Annotated in this window: 18 protein-coding genes; 17 read left to right on the top strand and 1 reads right to left on the bottom strand. The window is 34.5% G+C overall.

The annotated features are described in order from the left end of the window. On the bottom strand, positions 1-1,545 hold the full coding sequence (locus EVJ47_07485) for a hypothetical protein (GenBank protein RZD14068.1): 1,545 nt from the start codon (positions 1,543-1,545) through the stop codon (positions 1-3). 304 nt (positions 1,546-1,849) lie between these two features. Between EVJ47_07485 and pilM the strand changes: the two genes are divergently transcribed. The 17 genes from pilM (at position 1,850) to cysC (ending at position 20,404) form a co-directional block, all read left to right on the top strand. Next, a complete protein-coding gene (gene pilM, locus EVJ47_07480) occupies positions 1,850-2,902 on the top strand; it encodes a type IV pilus assembly protein PilM (protein RZD14067.1) in 1,053 nt (350 codons plus the stop codon). A 20-nt stretch (positions 2,903-2,922) separates the two neighbouring features. Beyond that, positions 2,923-3,591, top strand: coding sequence for a hypothetical protein (locus EVJ47_07475; protein RZD14066.1), 669 nt, complete (start codon positions 2,923-2,925; stop codon positions 3,589-3,591). Between the two features lie 3 nt (positions 3,592-3,594). Continuing rightward, positions 3,595-4,206, top strand: a complete 612-nt coding sequence (locus EVJ47_07470; GenBank protein ID RZD14065.1) for a hypothetical protein — start codon at positions 3,595-3,597, stop codon at positions 4,204-4,206. Then, on the top strand, positions 4,203-4,643 hold the full coding sequence (locus tag EVJ47_07465; GenBank protein ID RZD14064.1) for a hypothetical protein: 441 nt from the start codon (positions 4,203-4,205) through the stop codon (positions 4,641-4,643). The genes EVJ47_07470 and EVJ47_07465 overlap by 4 nt, the downstream gene beginning before the upstream one ends. Further along, entirely contained in the window at positions 4,618-6,093 is a 1,476-nt protein-coding gene (gene pilQ / locus EVJ47_07460) for a type IV pilus secretin PilQ (GenBank protein RZD14063.1), read from the top strand. The genes EVJ47_07465 and pilQ overlap by 26 nt, the downstream gene beginning before the upstream one ends. A gap of 124 nt (positions 6,094-6,217) precedes the next feature. After that, positions 6,218-7,057, top strand: a complete 840-nt coding sequence (locus EVJ47_07455) for a GTP cyclohydrolase I FolE2 (GenBank protein RZD14197.1) — start codon at positions 6,218-6,220, stop codon at positions 7,055-7,057. A gap of 250 nt (positions 7,058-7,307) precedes the next feature. After that, a complete protein-coding gene (locus EVJ47_07450; GenBank protein ID RZD14062.1) occupies positions 7,308-8,531 on the top strand; it encodes a chorismate synthase in 1,224 nt (407 codons plus the stop codon). Positions 8,532-8,619: 88 nt separating this feature from the next. Then, positions 8,620-9,243 (top strand): shikimate kinase, encoded by a 624-nt coding sequence (locus EVJ47_07445; GenBank protein RZD14061.1) that lies wholly within the window; start codon positions 8,620-8,622, stop codon positions 9,241-9,243. 185 nt (positions 9,244-9,428) lie between these two features. Further along, positions 9,429-10,535, top strand: a complete 1,107-nt coding sequence (locus EVJ47_07440; GenBank protein ID RZD14060.1) for a hypothetical protein — start codon at positions 9,429-9,431, stop codon at positions 10,533-10,535. A gap of 101 nt (positions 10,536-10,636) precedes the next feature. Continuing rightward, the gene (locus EVJ47_07435; GenBank protein RZD14059.1) at positions 10,637-11,071 is read left to right on the top strand and encodes a hypothetical protein; all 435 of its coding nucleotides are present in this window, start codon (positions 10,637-10,639) and stop codon (positions 11,069-11,071) included. 226 nt (positions 11,072-11,297) lie between these two features. Then, the gene (locus EVJ47_07430; GenBank protein ID RZD14058.1) at positions 11,298-13,049 is read left to right on the top strand and encodes a hypothetical protein; all 1,752 of its coding nucleotides are present in this window, start codon (positions 11,298-11,300) and stop codon (positions 13,047-13,049) included. A 72-nt stretch (positions 13,050-13,121) separates the two neighbouring features. Further along, positions 13,122-13,559, top strand: coding sequence for a flagellar export chaperone FliS (gene fliS, locus EVJ47_07425; protein RZD14057.1), 438 nt, complete (start codon positions 13,122-13,124; stop codon positions 13,557-13,559). Beyond that, positions 13,546-15,258 carry a hypothetical protein gene (locus tag EVJ47_07420; protein RZD14056.1) on the top strand — a complete coding sequence of 571 codons (1,713 nt, stop codon included), beginning with the start codon at positions 13,546-13,548 and terminating at the stop codon, positions 15,256-15,258. The genes fliS and EVJ47_07420 overlap by 14 nt, the downstream gene beginning before the upstream one ends. A gap of 15 nt (positions 15,259-15,273) precedes the next feature. Next, entirely contained in the window at positions 15,274-17,145 is a 1,872-nt protein-coding gene (locus tag EVJ47_07415) for a hypothetical protein (protein ID RZD14055.1), read from the top strand. Beyond that, on the top strand, positions 17,145-18,944 hold the full coding sequence (locus EVJ47_07410; GenBank protein RZD14054.1) for a glycosyltransferase family 9 protein: 1,800 nt from the start codon (positions 17,145-17,147) through the stop codon (positions 18,942-18,944). Before EVJ47_07415 ends, EVJ47_07410 begins: the two co-directional genes overlap by 1 nt. Positions 18,945-19,006: 62 nt before the next feature. Further along, positions 19,007-19,633 (top strand): hypothetical protein, encoded by a 627-nt coding sequence (locus EVJ47_07405; protein ID RZD14053.1) that lies wholly within the window; start codon positions 19,007-19,009, stop codon positions 19,631-19,633. 291 nt (positions 19,634-19,924) lie between these two features. Then, on the top strand, positions 19,925-20,404 hold the full coding sequence (gene cysC, locus EVJ47_07400) for an adenylyl-sulfate kinase (GenBank protein ID RZD14052.1): 480 nt from the start codon (positions 19,925-19,927) through the stop codon (positions 20,402-20,404). Positions 20,405-20,411: the final 7 nt, after the last annotated feature.

The raw sequence follows: 20,411 nt of genomic DNA, 5'->3' as shown, positions 1-20,411 counted from the left end.
TTAAAACTCTTTCGAGGAGAATTTTTCAAACAGGTATTTATCTTTATATAAGAAGTCTTTTAACAAATAAATCTTTACGGTTCTTATTGTTTCATGATTATCCGTTATTGCCGCCTCTTTTAACAGCGTGCAGCTTTTAAAATTTTGGCATAACTTGTTTTCTATATTTTTGCCGTATTTTATGTCTATTATGTAAAGGAAATTTCGTCCTTTTTTATCGTTAAAATTGTTCCAGAACGCATATTGGTTATCTCTTATAAAATAATTAAACGAGTATGTCTGTGGTTTTCCTTTTACATAATACGCAAGTTCGCTTGCTACCTGAAACCTTCTTGCCGCTATTAATAAATTGTCTTTTTTATGAGCCGCGAGTTCCTTATCGACATAATGCCCCAATTTTTTCCATCCCAATACATCTCTCATAGGATTTTTGCTTATTTTAATGCTAATCAACGGATAGTAAGGTTCTAAAAATATAATTAATGAAAAAACAAGTCCCGTTATAAAAGAAAGGGCATAAAAATAGGTTGTTAAGTTTTTAAGTTTTTTCGATTTTAAATTTAAGTTTAAGCGCAGTATCAGGATAAAAGATAATAAAAAAGCGGGAAAATATAAAAATACGGGCCAATTAGGCTGAACCGTTGTTTTTGCACATTGATATATAAAATATAAAAATGGAGCTAAGGATGATATGGATAGCGCTAAATATATGTCGTTATTTTCTTTTAATCCAAGATAGAAACCTATAAAAATAGATATTAGCATAATTATAAATATAAACGGGGAAACTATACCCATCTGGGAAATAAAAAATAAAAACAGATTCGATAAAAATGCGCTAAAGCCTACAAAATGACCCGATAATGTCATAAGATGCCTGAAAGATACAAAATTGTTCAGGTAATTCCATATTATTACGGGCGAAAATATGGCTGCCCCGATTAAAAGGGCTAAATACGGTTCTTTTTTAAAAAAATATTTACGATAGTTTTTGCTTAAAACGAGAAATAAAAACACTATGGGGTATATAAAAACCGCCGTATATTTGCTGAGCAGCGCAAGCCCCGTTGAAATTCCTATGAGATACCAATAAAAATCCTTTTTGGTCAGAATAAGGTATATTAAAAGCAATATCGTCAGCGAGAAAAATAACATTTGCAGGTTTCCATAGACAATTAATATCGAACCGACATTAAGTATCGGGATTGTGTTTAAAAGCACCGCCCACAGCAGAGAAAGCAGATTATTGTTCGTAATCTTTTTTAAAGCCAAATATACATATATCGATAAAATCAAAGAAATCGCAGGCGCCGCGAACCTCACGAAAAACTGAGAATTAAGCCTGCCGAAAAATGTCGTCAAGGCTATCGTATAGGCAACCATAGGCGACATATCATAGTAAGAAAGCGATAAATGCCTTGACCATTGCCAGTAATAGGTTTCCTCGGGAATCAGGTCTATTTTTGTTATCAATACGAGTCTGATTATAAAAAGGATTATCAGTGCGGCAAAAAGAGAATATAGAATGATTTTGTTTTTGTTCATAATTTTTAGGAAACATTATACGATTTTTGAAGCCAAAATTGAAATAAAAAAATCGATAAAAAAATAAATTAAAAATTTTTAATAGAATTAATAAAAAAGACTTGACAATCAAAGCGGTTTTGATTTATCTTTATATTTAATTATAATTTACATTAAAATAGTTATAAAAATTAATGATAATTAATTAATTAAAATATTAAAAAATGACGATATAATATTAAGTAAGTAAATGGACGGGGAACGGGGACTTAAAGTTACGAAGTAACTTCATGGAGCGGTCAAATTACAGGGGTAATAAACTTATATGGCATTTAAACTTAGCTTTGGTTTAAAAAACGGCGTAGGAATCGATATAGGTTCGGATTCGATTAAGGTATTAAGGCTTTCGAAGTCGGGTCATAAATACCGTGTTTTGGATTCCGATGTAATAGGTTTACCTGGCGGTGCCGTCAGCGGCGGGGTAATAAACGATAAGGCTTCCGTCGCCTCTTATTTAAAAAGTTCGTTTTCGAGACTTGGGATTAAAGAAAAAAATGTCGTTATAGCGGTACCGTGCAAGCATGTTATTATAAAAACAATCGAAATGCCAAAAATGAAAGAAGGCGAGCTTGATTCGTCGATATATTACGAAGCCCAGCAATACATTACTTATGATATAAACGAGGTTTTTTACGATTATGTCGTTTTAGGAGAATCTCAAACGGATCCGAACAACAATATGATAATGATAGTCGCAGGTAAAAAAGACATCATCAACAATCAAACAGAACTCATACAGGAATGCGGCCTAAATCCGTTCAGGGTGGATGTGGATTGTATAGCCGTCGAAAACATGTTTAACTTTAACTATCCGGAAGAATTTGACGAGCTTGTATCGCTTGTGAGAGTCGGCGCATCGGAAACAAATGTTCATGTAATTAAAAAAGGTTTGAATTTGTTTAGAAGGGATATTCCTATCGGAGGAGTGAATATTACCGAGGAGATAGCCAAGAAATTTCAGATAGATTTTAACGAAGCAGAAAATATAAAAACCGGCGATATCGGCAATCGGGATATTAATTTTCAATCGAATTACGCCGTTTATCTCAATATGATAATATCCAGAGTGACCTCGGAAATTCAAAGGACGGTAGATTATTTTGCGGCGAATAACGACAAACAATATCCTAAAAAGATTTATTTAACGGGCGGCTCAAGTAAATTACCAGGTCTTTCGGGCGATATAGAGGGCAAACTGAATATCCCGGTAGAGGTTATAAATCCGTTCAGGAATATTCTTTTTAAAGATGAATCAGCCGATAACCGAAGCCATCTGTTCGGCGTTGTCGTCGGGCTGGCATTACGAGGGCTTGAATAATAAAATTATGAAGTAACTTAATGAGGAAGCCGAAGGCTTCCATATCTTCGCCCGCAAATTCCGAAAAGCAGGTCTTTTCGGCGGGCGAAGATGGCGGAGATGGCATGATTAAAGTTAATTTAAATAAAAAGCAGAAAAAGACAAGAATTAAAATCGAAAAGAAAAGCATAAAGAGCATAAGCGGCTTTGTGATAATACCGATTATAGCGGGCGTCGTTGCTGCGGAGGCAATGAATTTAGCCATTACGGCAAAGATTAATGCGGTCAATAATAATATTAAGGTATATAACGGCAAGACTTCCGCTCTGCTTCCCAAAGTTCAAAAGGTTAACGCCATTAAAAAGAAACAGGCCGATATTCTTCAAAAGATTAATATTATAAAAACATTAAAAAAAGAACAGAGCGGGCCGATAGGTTATATATATTATATAACAACGGCGCTTCCCCGGTTTGCATGGATCGACTCTTTAAAGTCGGTTAACGGCAATATAAGCGTGAACGGCATCGCCCTCGACGGACAGGTTGTATCGCTCTTCATGGATAATTTAAACAAAACCGATTATTTTAATAATGTGACGCTATTGCAGACATCCGAGGTCAAAAAACAAGAATTAAAACTCCAAAATTTTAATTTAACATTTAACGCAAATTATAAACCGGGCATTAAAAGTGCCGTAAACAATAAATAATCTATGGACACTAAATTAGCGCGTAATATTAAATTTAATGGACCAGCAGGCTATGGCTTAATTGTGAGCGTTGCAATATTCATAATTATTATGGGCGGCTATTATTTTCTGTCTTATTCAAAGTCAGAGGCGCGCTTAAGCCAAAAAAAGGGGGTTTTAAATACGGTTAAAGCAAAATATGATGCCGATTTAGCTTTGGTTAGAAGCTATCCCGTTTTGGTGAAGCAATACGAAGCTTTAAACAAAGAGTTTGCGAGCCTCGTCTTAGAACTTCCGTCAAAAAAGGATATTCCGGGGCTTCTTATGAAAATTGCAAATTATGAAAAAATTCTCGGTCTTAATTTAAAAATGTTTAAACCCGGCAAGGTTGTTGCCAGAGGTTTTTATGAAGCAGTCCCCTTTTCGATGAATATAAGCGGAAATTTTTACAATGTTTATAAATTTTTTTATAAGCTTGCTACTATGAAAAGAATAGTCGATGTCCATGATGTTTCCATATCGAACGGCGCAAAAGGACAAAAGGTTTCCGTCAGTTTTAATGGGACTACTTTTTCTTTTACGGGAACCCCCCCTCAAAAACTTGTTAAAAAAGCGGGAGGCGTCGTTAAAAAATGAAAAGAGCCGTTTTAATATTAATATCGCTTGCCGTCATTTTAGCTTTGCCTTCTTTGTCGGCAGGCTTTACAAAACCGCAGGCTAAAAAACATCAAAGCTCATTAGTATATCCTTATTTTTTAAAAAGGAATCCGTTTCAAACATTTTTATATACAAAAAAGCCATCCGTTTCATTTAAGGTCGGGGAAATACCGCTGCTTCAATACAGCCTGTCATCTTTAAAAATAGTCGGGATAATGGAAAGAAGGGGGAAATATTTCGCTATGATTCAGACCCCCGATAACAGGTCTTACATAGTTACGGTCGGTTCGATTATAGGGGTTGGCAGGGCAAGAATAGTATCCATTAACGACAGTACGATAAACTTAGTCGAAAATACATATAACGCTTTAGGGCAAATGCGCGCCGTCAATGTTGTCATGCGGATTACGAAGTAATTTCGTCAATGAGATAATTTTATTTATATTTTATATTTATGAGGAAATTAAAATGGAAAAATTAAAGAGAATGGAAAGCGAAGCGGTCAATTTTAGATTTTACCGTAAAGCGGGTCTTAAGTTAATGTTTATAGCATCTCTGTTTTTGGTTTTTGTTATATTTCCTCAGATTAACTCTTTTGCAAGTTCGGGCGGCAATAATCCTAATAATCATCAAACGGTTAAAAAGTTTTTTGTCGACCCCTCGGACATGAGGATTAGTTTTGATTTTCAAAACGCAAGCATTGTAGATGTAATTAGAATGATAGCAAAGGTTTCGAATATGAATGTTCTAATCGGTTCCGATGTCAAAGGAACCGTAACCATGAAAATGCGCAATGTTCCGCTTAAAGATATATTGTCGGTTATAATGGAAGCATACGGGCTTGGAATGGTTAAAAAGGATGGGATTTATTACATAAATGCGTCTGGAACGATAGCATCGGTTGTTTCTGCGGAAAGAAACGCCAGAGCTATTTCGGAGCCAAAAATTACTAAAATTGTCCCTGTGAATTATGTTAGCGCAACGGGTCTTATGCCAAAAATTAAAACGGTTTTAAGCTCTCAAGGCACAATAATATACGATAAATCGCTTCACGCCTTGATGATAACGGATACGGCTAAGCATGTTATGAGGGCGGTTAGCCTTATTGAAAGATTGGACAAAAGAACTCCTGAGGTTATGATTATTGCCAAAATGGTGGAGGTCAGTAAAAATTACTCTAACCAATTGGGAATTAACTGGAACGGAAGCTATCTCGGCGCCTCCCCGACCTCTGTGCTGCCTGCCTTCTCGAAATATGCAGGGGGCGAAACAACCGGTTCTCCCGCGGGTCCTGGTCTCAGTCCTACGCTTACTACACAGGCATCTCCCGGAACTTTTTCCCTGGGAATATTGAACTCGGCTGTCAGCATAAATGCGACTCTTGAGGCGCTTGAAAGTTTATCGAAGGCAAAATCTATTGCATCTCCTAAAGTTGTCGTTCTTAATAATCAGAAAGCTACTATTGAAAAAGGAGAAACTTTATATTTGCCGGGAGTTGCGGGTGTCGGAGCTACTGCCGCGCCCCAGGCCATTACAGCGCAGATATCTCTTAACATAACTCCTCATATTATGGCTAACGGAAATGTTAAACTCGTTATAAATTCTACAAACAATACGGTTGCGCCGCCGGTTTCTGGCGCGCAGGCAACGCTCGACACTGAAAGCGCAAATTCTACGGTTATTATTAAAAATGGGCAGACAGTCGTTATAGGCGGAGTTTACCAGATGAACAAAACGGTGACCAATAACGGAATTCCCGGATTAATGAGCATCCCTCTTTTAGGCTGGCTCTTTAAATCTCAAAACATAAGCTATTCCAAAGATGAATTATTGATATTTATTACTCCAAGAATTATAAAAAGTTGATTATTTCTTTTGTTTTTGGCATTCACGCAATATTGAGAAAAAGGTGTCGGATTTGAAATCCGACACCTTTTTCTATTTGCTCCCCCTTTTTTTTATTGTGTTTTTTTGATAAAATTAAGCAATGTTGATAGATGTTCAAAATTCGAAGGATAAAAGAGGAATAGCCATAGACAAAGTCGGCATAAAAAATCTCAGTTATCCGATTGCCGTTCTCGATAAAAAAAAATCTCTCCAGCATACCATAGCCAATATTAATATGTATGTTGACCTTCCGCATTATTTCAAAGGAACGCATATGAGCCGCTTCTTAGAGGTTTTAAACGAACATATGGGCGAAATAAGCATAGTCAGCTTTCCTGATATTTTAAGGAAAATTAAAAAAGTTTTGAATGCAGGTTCGGCTTCGGTCGAAATGGAATTTCCTTATTTTATCGAGAAAACAGCCCCCGTCAGCAGAAAAAAAAGCTTAATGGAGTATGTTTGTTATTATAACGGCACGATAAAAAATAAGGCGCGGAACGATAAATCAGAAAAGGTGTCAGATTTTAAATCCGACACCTTTTCTGCGGGTATTGAGGAAAATGAAGAAAGCGTTATTAAAATCGGCGTTAAGGTGCCTATTAATACCCTGTGTCCCTGTTCTAAGGAAATATCGAAATATGGGGCGCATAACCAGAGGGGCGTCGTTTCGGTTTCCGTCGAATTTAGCAAATTGATATGGTTCGAAGATATAATAGAAGATGTGGAATCATGCGCAAGTTCTCCGATATATTCGCTTTTAAAAAGGTCGGACGAAAGGTATCTGACGGAACATGCTTATGAAAATCCGAGGTTTGTCGAGGATGTGGTCAGGTGCGTGGCAGGAATTTTAAAAGAGAACAAAGATATCAAGTGGTATAAAGTCGAGGCCGAAAATTTTGAAAGCATACATAATCATAATGCTTATGCAATGATAGAAGGATAAGGGGAAACAGAGGTTTGTCATTCCCGCGAAAGCGGGAAAGTTCTAAAGGAACTTCACGAGTGCCGTAAGGCACGAGAGCGAAGCGGTAATCCAGCGTTAAAGAATTACGTATGTGATCGGGATTAATTGCGGCATAGATTCCTGCCTACGCAGGAATGACTTGATTAAGTATAGTAAAGAAAAATAAAGAAAAAGAAGAAAAAGGGGTCTGTCCCCTTTTCACTTTTTCAAGGAATGGGTGAAATAATATATGTTAAGATTTTTGACGGCGGGCGAGTCTCACGGAAAAGGACTCGTTACGATAATAGACAACTTTCCTGCGGGTGTGAAAATAGACGGGGATTTTATCGATAGAAAGTTAGTCTTACGGCAATCGGGCTACGGCAGGGGCGCAAGGCAGAAAATAGAAACCGATAAAATCGAATTTTTATCCGGCATCAGGGGCGGATATACAACGGGTTCCCCGGTATCCTTTTTTATAAAAAATAAGGACTACGAAAACTGGAAAGAAAGAATGGATGCCTATAAGCCCGTTCCCGAAGAAACCAAAATTCATGTTCCGAGACCCGGGCACGCGGATTTTGCCGGCTCGCTAAAATACGGCCTTGACGATATAAGAAATGTTCTGGAGCGTTCGAGCGCAAGGGAAACCGCCTCGCGGGTTGCTGTCGGGGCGATATGCCAGATACTTTTGAATAATTTCGGCATCGAGTTCGCTTCGGCGGTGCTCAGTATCGGCGGTGCCGGTTCTAAAAATGGGTCTGATTTCAATTCTGACGCCTTTTTCTTTGACGCTATCGACCTTTTCGACAACGAAATTGTTAAAAATATTAACAATTCCGAACTTAGAATGCCTTATCCAGATTTGGAAGGTAAGGCAAAAGCATTAATCGATAAGATGAAAACAGAGGGGGATACCGTGGGCGGCTTAATTGTCGCGCAGGTAAAAAATCTTCCGATAGGTCTGGGCAGTTTTACCCAGTGGGACGAGAAATTGGATGCCCATATTGCAATGTCTTTAATGAGTATTCAAGCGATTAAAAGTGTGGAAATAGGTTCGGGCGTTAAGTCGGCTTTTGTAAAGGGTTCAGAATATCATGATTCTATTTATTACGGAAAAAAGGGGTCTGATTTCACCGGCGGCAAAGGCGAGGCCGGGAGTTTTTATAGAAAGACCGACAATGCCGGCGGCATAGAGGGCGGAATGTCTAACGGCGGGGTTATCAGCGTCAGATGCGCAATGAAGCCTATTCCTACGCTTATGAAGCCGTATCTTGACACGGTCGATTTAGAAACGGGCGAAGCCAAAAAGGCGTTTCTTGAAAGGTCTGATATTTGCGCCGTTCCCGCCGCTTCCGTTGTGGCGGAGGCCGCTTTGGCCTTTTCTATCTGCTATTTCTTCTTAAAAAAGTTCGGCGGAGACGGCTTAGACGAGATTAAAAGAAATTACGAAGGGTATATCAAGAAAAAGTAGTGAAGGATTAGATTAGCATGGATTCCCGCCTTCGCGGGAATGACAACCACTGTTAGTCATTCCCGCGAAGGCGGGAATCCAGAAAAGGATGATGAAAATGAAAACAAATATTGTGCTTATCGGATTTATGGGGGCGGGAAAAACGGAGGTGGGCCGGCTTTTGGCAGAAAAATGGGGGTATAACTTTGTTGACCTCGATTATATTGCGGAAAGCCGCGAGGGCATGACGATTAATGAAATATTTAAGCAAAAAGGCGAGGCTTATTTCAGGGACGCGGAAAATAAAATTTTAAAGGATTTCAAAAAAAACAAAAATAATATTTTAAGTTTCTTAAGAGAAGAAAAAAATGGGTCTGATTTGAAATCAGACCCATTTTTTTTAAAATCCGGTAATTTAATTATAAACGGAGAGGATAAACGTTGGGTAATCTCCACGGGAGGAGGTATGCCGGTTTATAAAAACAACATGGAAATATTGAAAAAATTGGGTTATACCATATACCTTAAAGCCGGCGGCAAAACGATATATCAAAGAATCAGGGCGGAAAAGAACCGTCCGGTTTTAGGAATAAACGGTTTTAGCGAAAAGGATATTAAAAATAAACTTGACGAGCGGGAAAGATTTTATAAAAAAGCCGATATGATAATTTATACGGATGGTTTATCGCCGCAAAGCGTTGCCGAGGAAATAGACATTTTTGAAAAAAATTAAAGTTTATTTTTAAAAGGACGATATATAAACAAAGGCTATAAAAAAGAAAGAGGGTGATTTGCCTTCAATTTTTTAAAAATGTGAATTAATTAATACAAAAAGGAGGTGAACGGGGTTAGTATTTTGGCATATAGCCTTACTATTTTAATAATTCAATGTAAAATTAAACAAAACTTTCGGCACGGATGCCGGAAAAATTTATCACGGAGGATAAAATGTATAACGGTTTATTTATCAATTCAAACCAATCTGCAATTATTGCGGAAAACAACCTTCAAAACACTTCAAATGCCTTAGGTTTGTCGCTTCAAAAATTATCAAGCGGTTTAAGAATAGTCGGCGCATGGGTTGACCCTGCAGGTTACCAAATAGCCCAGGGATTGAATTCTACAAATCTTGGTATTGCGCAGGCAACCAGAAATTCCAATAATGCTAATTCATTGGTTGCTATTGCTTCAGGAGGTTTGTCCACTATTCAGGGGATGCTTGGAACAATGCAGACGCTGGCAACAGAAGCGGCGAACGGAACGTCAAGCGCGTCTGATCTTGCAGCTCTAAACAGCGAATATAATCAGTTAGCGTCAGAGATAACCCAGTTATCTCAATCAACACAATTTAACGGTCTTCATTTGTTAAACGGCGGAAGCGGAAGCGCTTATGTTACGGTTCAAAGTGCAGGGCAAACATCAGTGATATATACATCGGCAACCAGTTTTAATTTTCAAATCGGATACAATGCAAATACCGCTACAAATCAAATCGGAGTGACAATAAGCGGAACGGAAGCTTCTCAATTGGGTCTGAATGCAGGGACCGTATTTTTGTCTTCAGGCACTTCGGTTTTGACTGCCACAGAATTTATTTCACTGTCAGGCATTAATTATTATTCCGCATCCTCATCTGGCGGCGGTTCAACTTTAGGCAACTTAGGCAGCTATGTGTACTCTACAGTGGCTGCAGGTGGTAACAATGGAACAGCAGTTCAAACTTCTGTTGATTTGTTGTCAACCGGCGATGCTTTAACCGCTCTTAGCGCTATTCAACAGGCCAATATTCAGGTTTCAGGAATGAGCGGTCAGTTAGGTTCTTATGAAAACAGGGTTACCCAGATATTAAATAACTTACAGACTGAAGGGCAGAATACTCAGGCTGCTTATTCTCAGATTATGGATGTTAATTTTGCTTCGCAAATGGCAACTTATACATTGCAGTCAACCCTTGCCCAGTCAGGCGAGGCTATGCTTGCGCAGGCTAATTTAGTGCCGCAGGGGCTTTTAACATTGCTCAGGTAAATTTAATATTAATATAATTATGCAGGTTAAAGGGGTTAGGATTAAATACTATTTAATGGGCATTAAATCCTAACTCTTACGCCTGCAAGGCAATAATTATCATGAATATAGGAAACGGCAGTTTAAATATAGTTAATGTAGATTTAAACGGACAAAGACAGTTACCTAATGTTATGCTGCCTGCAGGCGGCAATGCGCCGCCTTATAATGCTAATAGTGTTAGTAATAATTCAAATTTGCCGAAGCTGTCAAGCAATAGTTCACAAAATAATTCTGCCGCAAATTTCATTAATCAACAAATTAACGATAAAAATACGGAAGCAAAACAGTTAAGCGCACAAATTAAAAAAACCTTAAATCCTTCGCCGCTTCTTCCCACTGCTTTTTTATATAAGTGGAGCGGTTCGGACAGCGGCGTTATATTGGATATAATTGATTTTAAAACCGGCAAAGTAATCGGCAGCGTGCCTCCAAGCCAGGCGCTTAAATATATAAAAGATTATCAAAAAGGAATGCTTTATCATAAAAAACTTTGAATAATTTTTAGATAGCGTAAATTTTAATAAAAATGCAGTAATACCCAAATCCCGATTTAGAAAATATTTAAGATATTCCAATATTAAGTAATTCTGGATTCCCGCTTTCGCGGGAATGACACCCAAAGGGTGAAACTTTAAATCACTGCATTGTCATTCCCGCGAAAGCGGGAATCCAGAAAATAAATTTCTAAATCTGGATTTGGGTAATATGGGGTGATATATTATGTCAATTCAACAAACAAGCTCATATCCGAATCAAGGCTTAATCACAATGGGGACAGGACCTGTCTCAGGTATAAATTATAACCAAATTTTATCCGCACTGCAGCAATACCTTTCACAACCTATAACCGTTCTTCAAATGCAGGCCGGTGTTTATAGCAATCAGCTTTCGGCATGGCAGACGATAGGAACCGATCTCGGCAATTTAAATACGGCGGCACAGGCACTGGCAAGTCCAAGCTTGATGCAGTCATATACTGCAACCCCCAGTAATTCTTCCGTTGCAACCGCAACGGCTTCGTCATCCGCTTTGCCAGGGACATACTCTTTTACCGTTAATCAGCTTGCGCAGGCGGCGGAGATAGGTTCACAGGGCGTTGCTTCAACTTCAACTGCCGTTGCAGGAAGCGGAACGGGAACATTCGGCATAACCGTTAACGGAACGACGACAAATGTTACTTTAAGTTCAACTACAGGTTATACTTTGGCTGATTTGCAGCAGGCAATAAACAATGCAGGGGCAGGGGTCAGCGCGGCTATAATTAATGACGGAATCGCCAATAACCCGTACAGGTTGGTTTTAACAAGTAATACCACAGGAACTAACAGTGCTATTACTATTACGAATAATTTATCTGGCGGTGCGGTAAATCTTAATCTGAACTCAACCAGTATAAACCCGACATATTGGGTTAATCAAGCAGTTTCAACAGATGCTTTGCCGTCCGATACAGGAACATACACAGGGACACAGACCCAGACATATACTTTTACGGCTCAAGGCAGCGGAACTGTCGGAACTAATGCAATTACATATGACTGGACCAATTCTTCGGGTCAATCGGGAAGTTTTACGGTTCCGTCAACCGAAACTGGAACAACATCTTATTATATAGACGGCGCTACTTCGTCAAATTCCACAAACAGCGGCATCGAGCTTACCTTTGCTAACGGTCAGACCGTGTCGTCGGGTGACAAATTTTCCTTAGATGCTTTTAATCCTACAATGGCGGCAGCTCAAAATGCCGTTATTAATTATGGCAACGATTATATTCAGAGCCAGTCCAATACCGTTACCAATGCAATACCGGGAGTTACTTTGACCCTTGCGGGAACAGGGTCTGATACTGTAACTGTGGCTCTTAATAATAGTTCGATAGATTCGGCGGTTACAGGTTTTGTCTCAAGTTATAATCAGCTCATTACGGATATCAATTCCCAGCTTCAATATAATACGACAAATAAGTCCACAGGACCTCTCGGCGGAAGCGCCACGCTTCAAACTTTAAAAAATAGCCTTATGTCTTTTATGGCGACTGAGGCGCCGCAGCTTACCGGCAATAACGGTCTTGCTTCCACTTTCGGCATAACTCCCGATACTTCCGGCAGCGGTAAGATTCAGTTTAGTTCATCTACGCTTAATTCTATTTTAAGTTCTAATCCAAATCAGGCGCAGCAATATTTCAGCTCATTATTTGACGGTTCGCCCACCGCAAACGGCGTGGCAGGTTCGGGCGGTATGATTAATTTTCTTAACGGTTTTACAAACCCCGCAACAGGGGTAATCCAGTATAAAGAAGCCGGCATTAACAGCAATGTTACTAATTTAAATAATCAAATTTCCCTGCAGCAAAGTTTAGTGCAGGAACAGATGGGGGCATACGCAAAGGAATTTTCACAGCTTGAGTCATATATCGGTCAAATGCAATCCACATCGCAGTCGCTTACAAGCCAGATAGCCCAACTGCCGTAAAATTAATAAATTCAGTATATAAAATATTTATTTAAATTTATATATTTTAAAAACCTAAGGAGATAAAAGATTATGGAGAAGAGTTTATCCAACTATGAAGAAGTCAATGTTTCTACCGCAGACCAAGGAAAGCTTATTTTAATGGCTTACGAAGGAGCTATTAATTTTATAAAAGTTGCAAAAGAAAGACTTTCGGCAAATGATTTCGCAGGTAAATCTATAAACATATCAAATGCCGTTGCTATAATCAATGAACTAAGGGCAAGATTGGATATTGAAAAAGGAGGGGAAACAGCAAAAAATTTAGATAAATTATATATATTTCTGGCTATGCATTTAACTACCGCTAACTTAAAAAAAGATACTCATAAAATGGACGAAGCAATATCAATACTTGAGAATTTACATAACGATTGGGTTAAGATAATTGAACTTACTCGTGAGAAAAAAATTCAAAATCATGAAGAAATTATGACCCCCGCGGAATCTTTTGCACATGTCTGCGCGTGAGAATAAAAAGAAAATTATTATATTCCAAACGAGAAGAATCGGCGATTTATTTCAAACACTGCCTTTAATCAATAATATATTAAAGAAGCATAATAATGAATGCAATATATTAGTCGTTGTTGATGATGATTTTGTCAACCTTCAAAGTAATTTTAAATCAAATATTGAATTAATAGGTAAAAAGGAGTTTTACAAACATTATTATTTAAATATTGCAAATAATAATAAACTAAAATTAAATCCGAACGAGATTGAATTATTTAAATTAAATTTTAAAAATTATTACTGGAATAATTCAAATAATATCGCTATTGATAGCAGTATCAATTATGATTTTATATATTTTGACGAGGCAATAAATTTAACTTTTGATATTACAAATTCATTAATATTAAATATTATTGATTCAAAAGTTAAATTTGGATTTATCGGATGCGGTAAAAGCGAAAAAAAAAATGAAATTATTTGCAGGGGAAAAGCGGCAAACTATTTTTATAATACTATAAAGTATAGAGAACAAAACAGAATAAATATCGTAGATGTATTTTCGCTAATCGGTGCAGGCCGTTATTTTTTAAATTCGAAGTATAATTTTAAATTTAAAAAAATAAAAGATAAAATAAGAATTTTTTTTGTTGTAGCCTCAAGCAATTCCAAACGGGATTGGCCTGTGGAAGAATTTACAAAACTTGCCGAATCAATAATTAAAAATTTTGATTGTGAAATAATACTTCTTGGAACGCAGAAAGAAATCGAAACTGCTTCCGAAATCAAAAATGGTTTAAATCATTTAAATCATTCCGTTATAGATTTAACAGGCAGGACCACTTTAAATAAATTAATAGATTTACTCAAAACAGGAGATATTCTTATTTCTCCCGATACGGGATTATTGCAAATAGCATGCAATATCGGTCTTGATTCCGTTTCTATATTTCTCGGCAACGCCAATGTATATGAAACGGGCCCTTATTTAAAAAATGCTTATGTTATTTCCCCAATCTTATCTTGCTATCCATGCCGCGAACCCGAAAAATGCGAAAATAATTTTAAATGTAAAGATAATATTAAAGCAGATGATGTATTTAAAGTACTTGAATTAAAATTATTGGGAAAAAAATATACAAAAAAAACGCTCTTAAACAATCTGAAACAAACTTTGCAGGAAAAAAGATTTAATGTTTATAAATGTGATACTTCTGTTTCGGTTGCATATTATAATATTTTTAAACAAAATATTACGAAACAGGAACTTATTGCCGAAATTTTCAAATATGCATGGATAAATCTATTTGCGTTTGACGAGCAAAATAAAATTAAGAAAGAAAATGTAATAAAAATTATTAATAAAAAATATTTATTTAACAGTAAAATATTTAATGATAAAAATAATATTATAATCGAAAATTTAAATTCAGAATTAAAATATTTAATTGAAATTTTTAAAAATGCTTGTTCTATTAATAATATAAAAGAAAAAAGTCGAAAAAAATATGAGCTTTTAAACTTTAAAAATAATATTGTTAATTTAAAAATAAATTATCCTGATTATTCATTGATATTTGATTATTTTACAGATGAAATTAATTATAAATTAATAAATAATTCAATAAATTTTAAAGATATTTTTAATGAAATTATTTATCTTGTTGAATTTAGTTCAGGAATTTTGGATAATTTAAAAATAAAATTAAAATAATTGGTAATTTAAATAATGCATTATTTTGAAAAAAATTTAAAAATAATTAAAGAAAGCAATGAAGAACTTTTTAATATTATAATTAAAAACAAAGATATAAATTCAAAAATAAATATTAGTATTATAGATACTAAACAACCTAATCTTAAAAGCATAAAAATTAATAATATTACAATTCATTCCGTTTACGATCCTGCCGGCGAGGCAAAAAAATTAATAAATTCTTTTTTTGAAACTTTATCCTTTAATGCCGAAAGATATTTAATTTTTGGAATAGGATGCGGTTATCATATTAAAGAAATTATCAATAGGTCAGAATCCGATAAAATAAATAAAAAAATATCCGCAATAGAACCGTCTCTTGATTCATTGCTTGAAATATTAGAAAATTGTGATTTATCCGATATTTTAAAATATATTGATTTATTTGTTTTCAACCAGAACATTAACGGGGATAATTTAGATGAAACTCTTAATTTATCTTCGTTAAATCTTGCTTTTTTTTCTCTTGCGGGATATCAAAAATCTTTTCCTGAAATATATGATATTTTTTATAAGAATTTTAATATAAAACAACTTTTTAATAATTCTAATTTTAAGGTTACGGTAGTTCAACCGCTATACGGCGGTTCTTCTACTATCGGAAACTATGTGTACAAAGCATTTTTAAATTTAGGCTATAAGGCTAATATTATAGATTTTTCAAAATTTTTTGAATCGTATGTTGATTTTTCAAATTTTACCGCCAATAATGAACATCTGAAATTTATAAGAGATAATTTTATAAATGTATTGGGCGAAGCCATTATTGCAAAATTGCAAGACGATAAACCTGATTTGGTTTTTTTTATGGCGCAATCCCCCGTAAATTCTTCAGTGCTTCAAAGAATTAGAGAGATGGGGATAAAAACGGCTTTTTGGTTTGTCGAAGATTTTAGGGTTTTGACATACTGGAAAGAAATCGCTCCTTATGTTGATTATTTTTTTACGATACAGAAGGACGATTTTTTTGAAGAACTTAAATTGATTGCCGATAATAATTATTATTATATACCTCTGGCTTGTCTTCCTGATTTTCATAAAAAATTTGATATTTCTGAAATAAATGAAAAGGACAAAGAATATTACGGAAGCGATGTAAGTTTTGCGGGAGCAGGTTATTATAACAGAAGGAATGCATTTTTGAAGCTTGCCGATTACAATTTTAAATTGTGGGGGCGGGATTGGGATATGCAATCCCCGATGGCTTTATTCATTCAAAACAACAATAAAGGTTTTACCGAAGAAGAAGTAGTTAAAATTTATAATTATTCAAAAATAAATATAAATTTACACTCATCGACATATCACTGGGATATAAATCCCGACGGCGATTTTTTAAATCCAAGAGTTTATGAAATTTTAGGATGCGGCGGTTTTCAGCTTGTAGATAACAGAAAATATATGGACAATGAGTTTGAAAAAGGAAAGGATTTTGTAGTTTTTGATAGTATTTCAGATTTAAGGCAAAAAATAAATTATTATCTTAAAAATGAAGATGAAAGGTTAGAAATAGCAGAGCATGGCTACAACACGGTAAGAAAATATCATACTTATGAAAAAAGAATAGAAAAAATGATGAATATTATATTAATCGATTCTTATGACTTTTATATATCAAAATTTGGAAATAGGAAAGAAAGCCTTGCTAAACTTTTAAATTCGGTTAAAGAAAATCAAGAACTGTATAGTATAATTTCAGAAATGATAAATAACGGCGCTGTATCAAAGAATGAAATTTCTATAGATGATATTGTTGATTTTATAAGACAAGGCAGAGGAAGATTATCTAAAACCGAAGCTTTAATTTTAATGCTTCAACAAATAAAGCTTAAATCCATAACATAATGCAAAAAATTTTAATGTTAAATTTTACAAGAATGGGGGATCTCATTGAATCCACATCTTTATTTAAACGAATCAAGGCTGTTTATCCGGACAGCTATGTGACGCTTGCAGTGGTTCCTGATTTTTTTGAAATTTGTGATTTTTTTGACGATATAGATGAAATCAGGATTTTTGATATGAATGTTATTTTAACTGAACTTCAAAACAATCAATTTAATTTTAATTATGAGACATACAAAAAATTTGAAAATGCTTTAAAAGAATTTACCGGTGAAAATTATGATATTGTTTTTAATTTAACTCATGATATAGCCAGTTCTTATTTTATGTATATTTTAAATTCAAAAAAATTTGTCGGCTTTTCCAGAAATAGAGAAGATTCTCTAATTACTTACGGGGAATTTTTAAAATTTTTTAGCGCAATTGCAAAAGTTAGAAAGGCAAGCTGTATTAATCTTGTTGATATATATGAAAAAATGTTTAACGAAAATATAATGCGCAACGTTATATATAAAAATAATAATGGCAATAGCAAATATAATCAAAATAATTATACCGGTAAAATTTATTTAAATACCGAAAAAAAAAAGAATACAAGGAAAAGAATAGATGAATTTTTTAGCATAAATAATGTTAATAAAAATAATAGAATTATATCTTTTGCGATAGGTGCTTCTTCCCCTTTAAAAAAATGGAAAAAGGAATATTTTGCAGAATTGGGGAAATCGTTATTGAAATATGATAAAAATATTAAAATATTAATTTTAGGCGCTAAATATGATGAAGAAGGCGGACAATATATTAAAAGTTATTTAGATAATAATAATTGTAATAATGTTATCGATTTGACAGGAAAAACTACTGTTTCTGAACTTGTTAATTTTGTAAAAAAAAGCAATTTGCTTGTTACTAACGATACTGGAACAATGCATATAGCAACTGCCGTTGAAACGGATGTTACAGTTATTTATACCGGGCAGGCAGGTTTTTATGAAACAGGACCGTACAGAGAAAACCAAACACTTATTTTACCTGATATTCCATGTTTTCCATGCGATTTTAAAACGGCATGCACAAATTATTTATGCGGCGAATATATAAGGCCCGAAAATGTTTTTGAAATTATAAAGCTCAAATTAGAAAATAAATTAAATAAAGAAAATTTAAATGCTTTAAATAATGACTGTGATAATTTACATGCTTTAAATAAAATAATCCCTATGGTTTCAAAGTTTGACGGTTATGGATTTATGGATTATTTACCATTGAAAGATATAAAATTAACTTTTGAAAATTTCAGGTTAAAAATATTTAAACTTGCGATGGAATCCTGTCTTGCAAATATTTCCAGTCAACCCTTAAGCGAAGATGATATAACAGTTTTTATGGATAACTATTCATATTTAGATGAAAATTTTAATTTTGATATAAGCAAATTATATAATATTTTAGATATTATGGTAAATTTATGCATAGATGCAATGATTTTTTGCAAATCATTAATTAAAATATCTATAAATAATGAAATTAATACAGATAATCAAAAAAACTATATTGCTGAATTGTTTTTTAATTTAAACGGAATTGACAATTCACTATTGCTTAGGGCTTTAGCTTATGATGAGCTGTATGCTTTAAATATTATGCATAGATCGGCAAAAGAAAGTACTTTAAGCTATGATTTATTTGGAATCGCCTTTGACAGATTAAAAAATTTTTCAAGATTTAAACTTTTTTTGAAAACTTATAAAAAATTTATAGATGTATTTTTAGAAGAAATTAAGTTAAAATTTAATTAAAATATTAAATATATATTTTATTGTATAATTTTACTTAAAATTATTAAGGAGCGCGTTGCACAATGGATATTATAATTGACGGCAATAAAATTGATTTTGATCCATCGAATGTTGAAAACATTTATGATTTTTTGACTAACGACATAAAAAAATTTATTTCAAAGGGAACGGTAATTAAAGAAATATTTTTAGATGATAAGAATTATGATGATTTAATGATTGATGACGAAAAAGCAAAATCATTTAAATTAAGTAATCCAGGGAAATTCAAGATTAATACGATGACATCGCAGGAATTAGTCGCGCAATCTTTAGATTCTGTTGATGCTTATTTTAGCGATTTATTGAAAAATATTGGGAAAGTGGCTGATTTATTAAGAGCTGGAAGCGATAGAGAAGGTTTTACAGATTTTGCCGCCGATTTGAAAGGTATCGGAGCTTTTGTCCAGATTATGGATAAAATAGCTTTATTTCTTAATATTGATTATTCAATGCATAAGTATAAAGAAAAAAGCGTTAAAGATTATTTTGACGATACGGAAAAATTACTTTCAAATATTTTGGAAACTCAAAAAACTCTTGATTATGTCATGTTGGCGGATTTAATAGATTTTGAAATGGAGCCGCTAATTAAAATTTGGAAAGAGGTTATTTTATCGCTTAAAAATGATATAACGAATAATAAATAAAACAAATAATGGATTAAATAAATATTAAAATGCACAAAAAATGATAATTAACTATCATGCATGAAATTTCAAGCAGTTTTAAAATAAGCCGTTTAATTGAAGAAATTAGCAAAAAATTTTCTGAACCCGATAAAATGCCGCCGGAAGGCGATTTTAATATAAGCAATAAAATTAAGTTTATTAAAATAGACATATATTTAAATAGATTTAATATTAACAGAAAATTTGTGAAATTTTATAAACAAGAAATAAAACCGTTAGTATTGGCCTTAGATATTTATCATAGCGGAAATGATAATTGCAAACATGCTCGAGGAAGTCTTAAACACCAAAAATTACCATACTTATTTGCTCGACGGGGACAATATAAGGCACGGTCTAAGCAGAGGACTAGGATTTTCTGAAGAGGACAGGCTGGAAAACATAAAAAGGGTTGCCGAAATCGCTAAACTTTTTGTGGATGCAGGAATAATCGTAATAGCATCGTTTATATCGCCGCTAAAAAAACACAGGCAGACGGCTAAGGAAATAATCGGCGCAGGCGATTTCGTCGAAATATTTATTGATTCGCCTTTCCACGAATGTATAAAAAGAGACCCTAAAGGCTGGTATAAGAAAGCGTTAAACGGGGAAATCGAAAACTATACGGGCGTAGATTCGCCTTACGAAAAGCCGGAAAAGCCGGATGCGCATATAAAGGCCGGCGGTATAAATGCCGAAGATGGGGTTAAAAGAATCATCGAAATATTATCCGCGATAAACAAGCTCTAATATAAAT

This window comes from Candidatus Acidulodesulfobacterium ferriphilum (assembly GCA_004195035.1).
Lineage (GTDB): Bacteria > SZUA-79 > SZUA-79 > Acidulodesulfobacterales > Acidulodesulfobacteraceae > Acidulodesulfobacterium > Acidulodesulfobacterium ferriphilum.
This window is presented reverse-complemented; position numbering and strand designations above follow the sequence as displayed.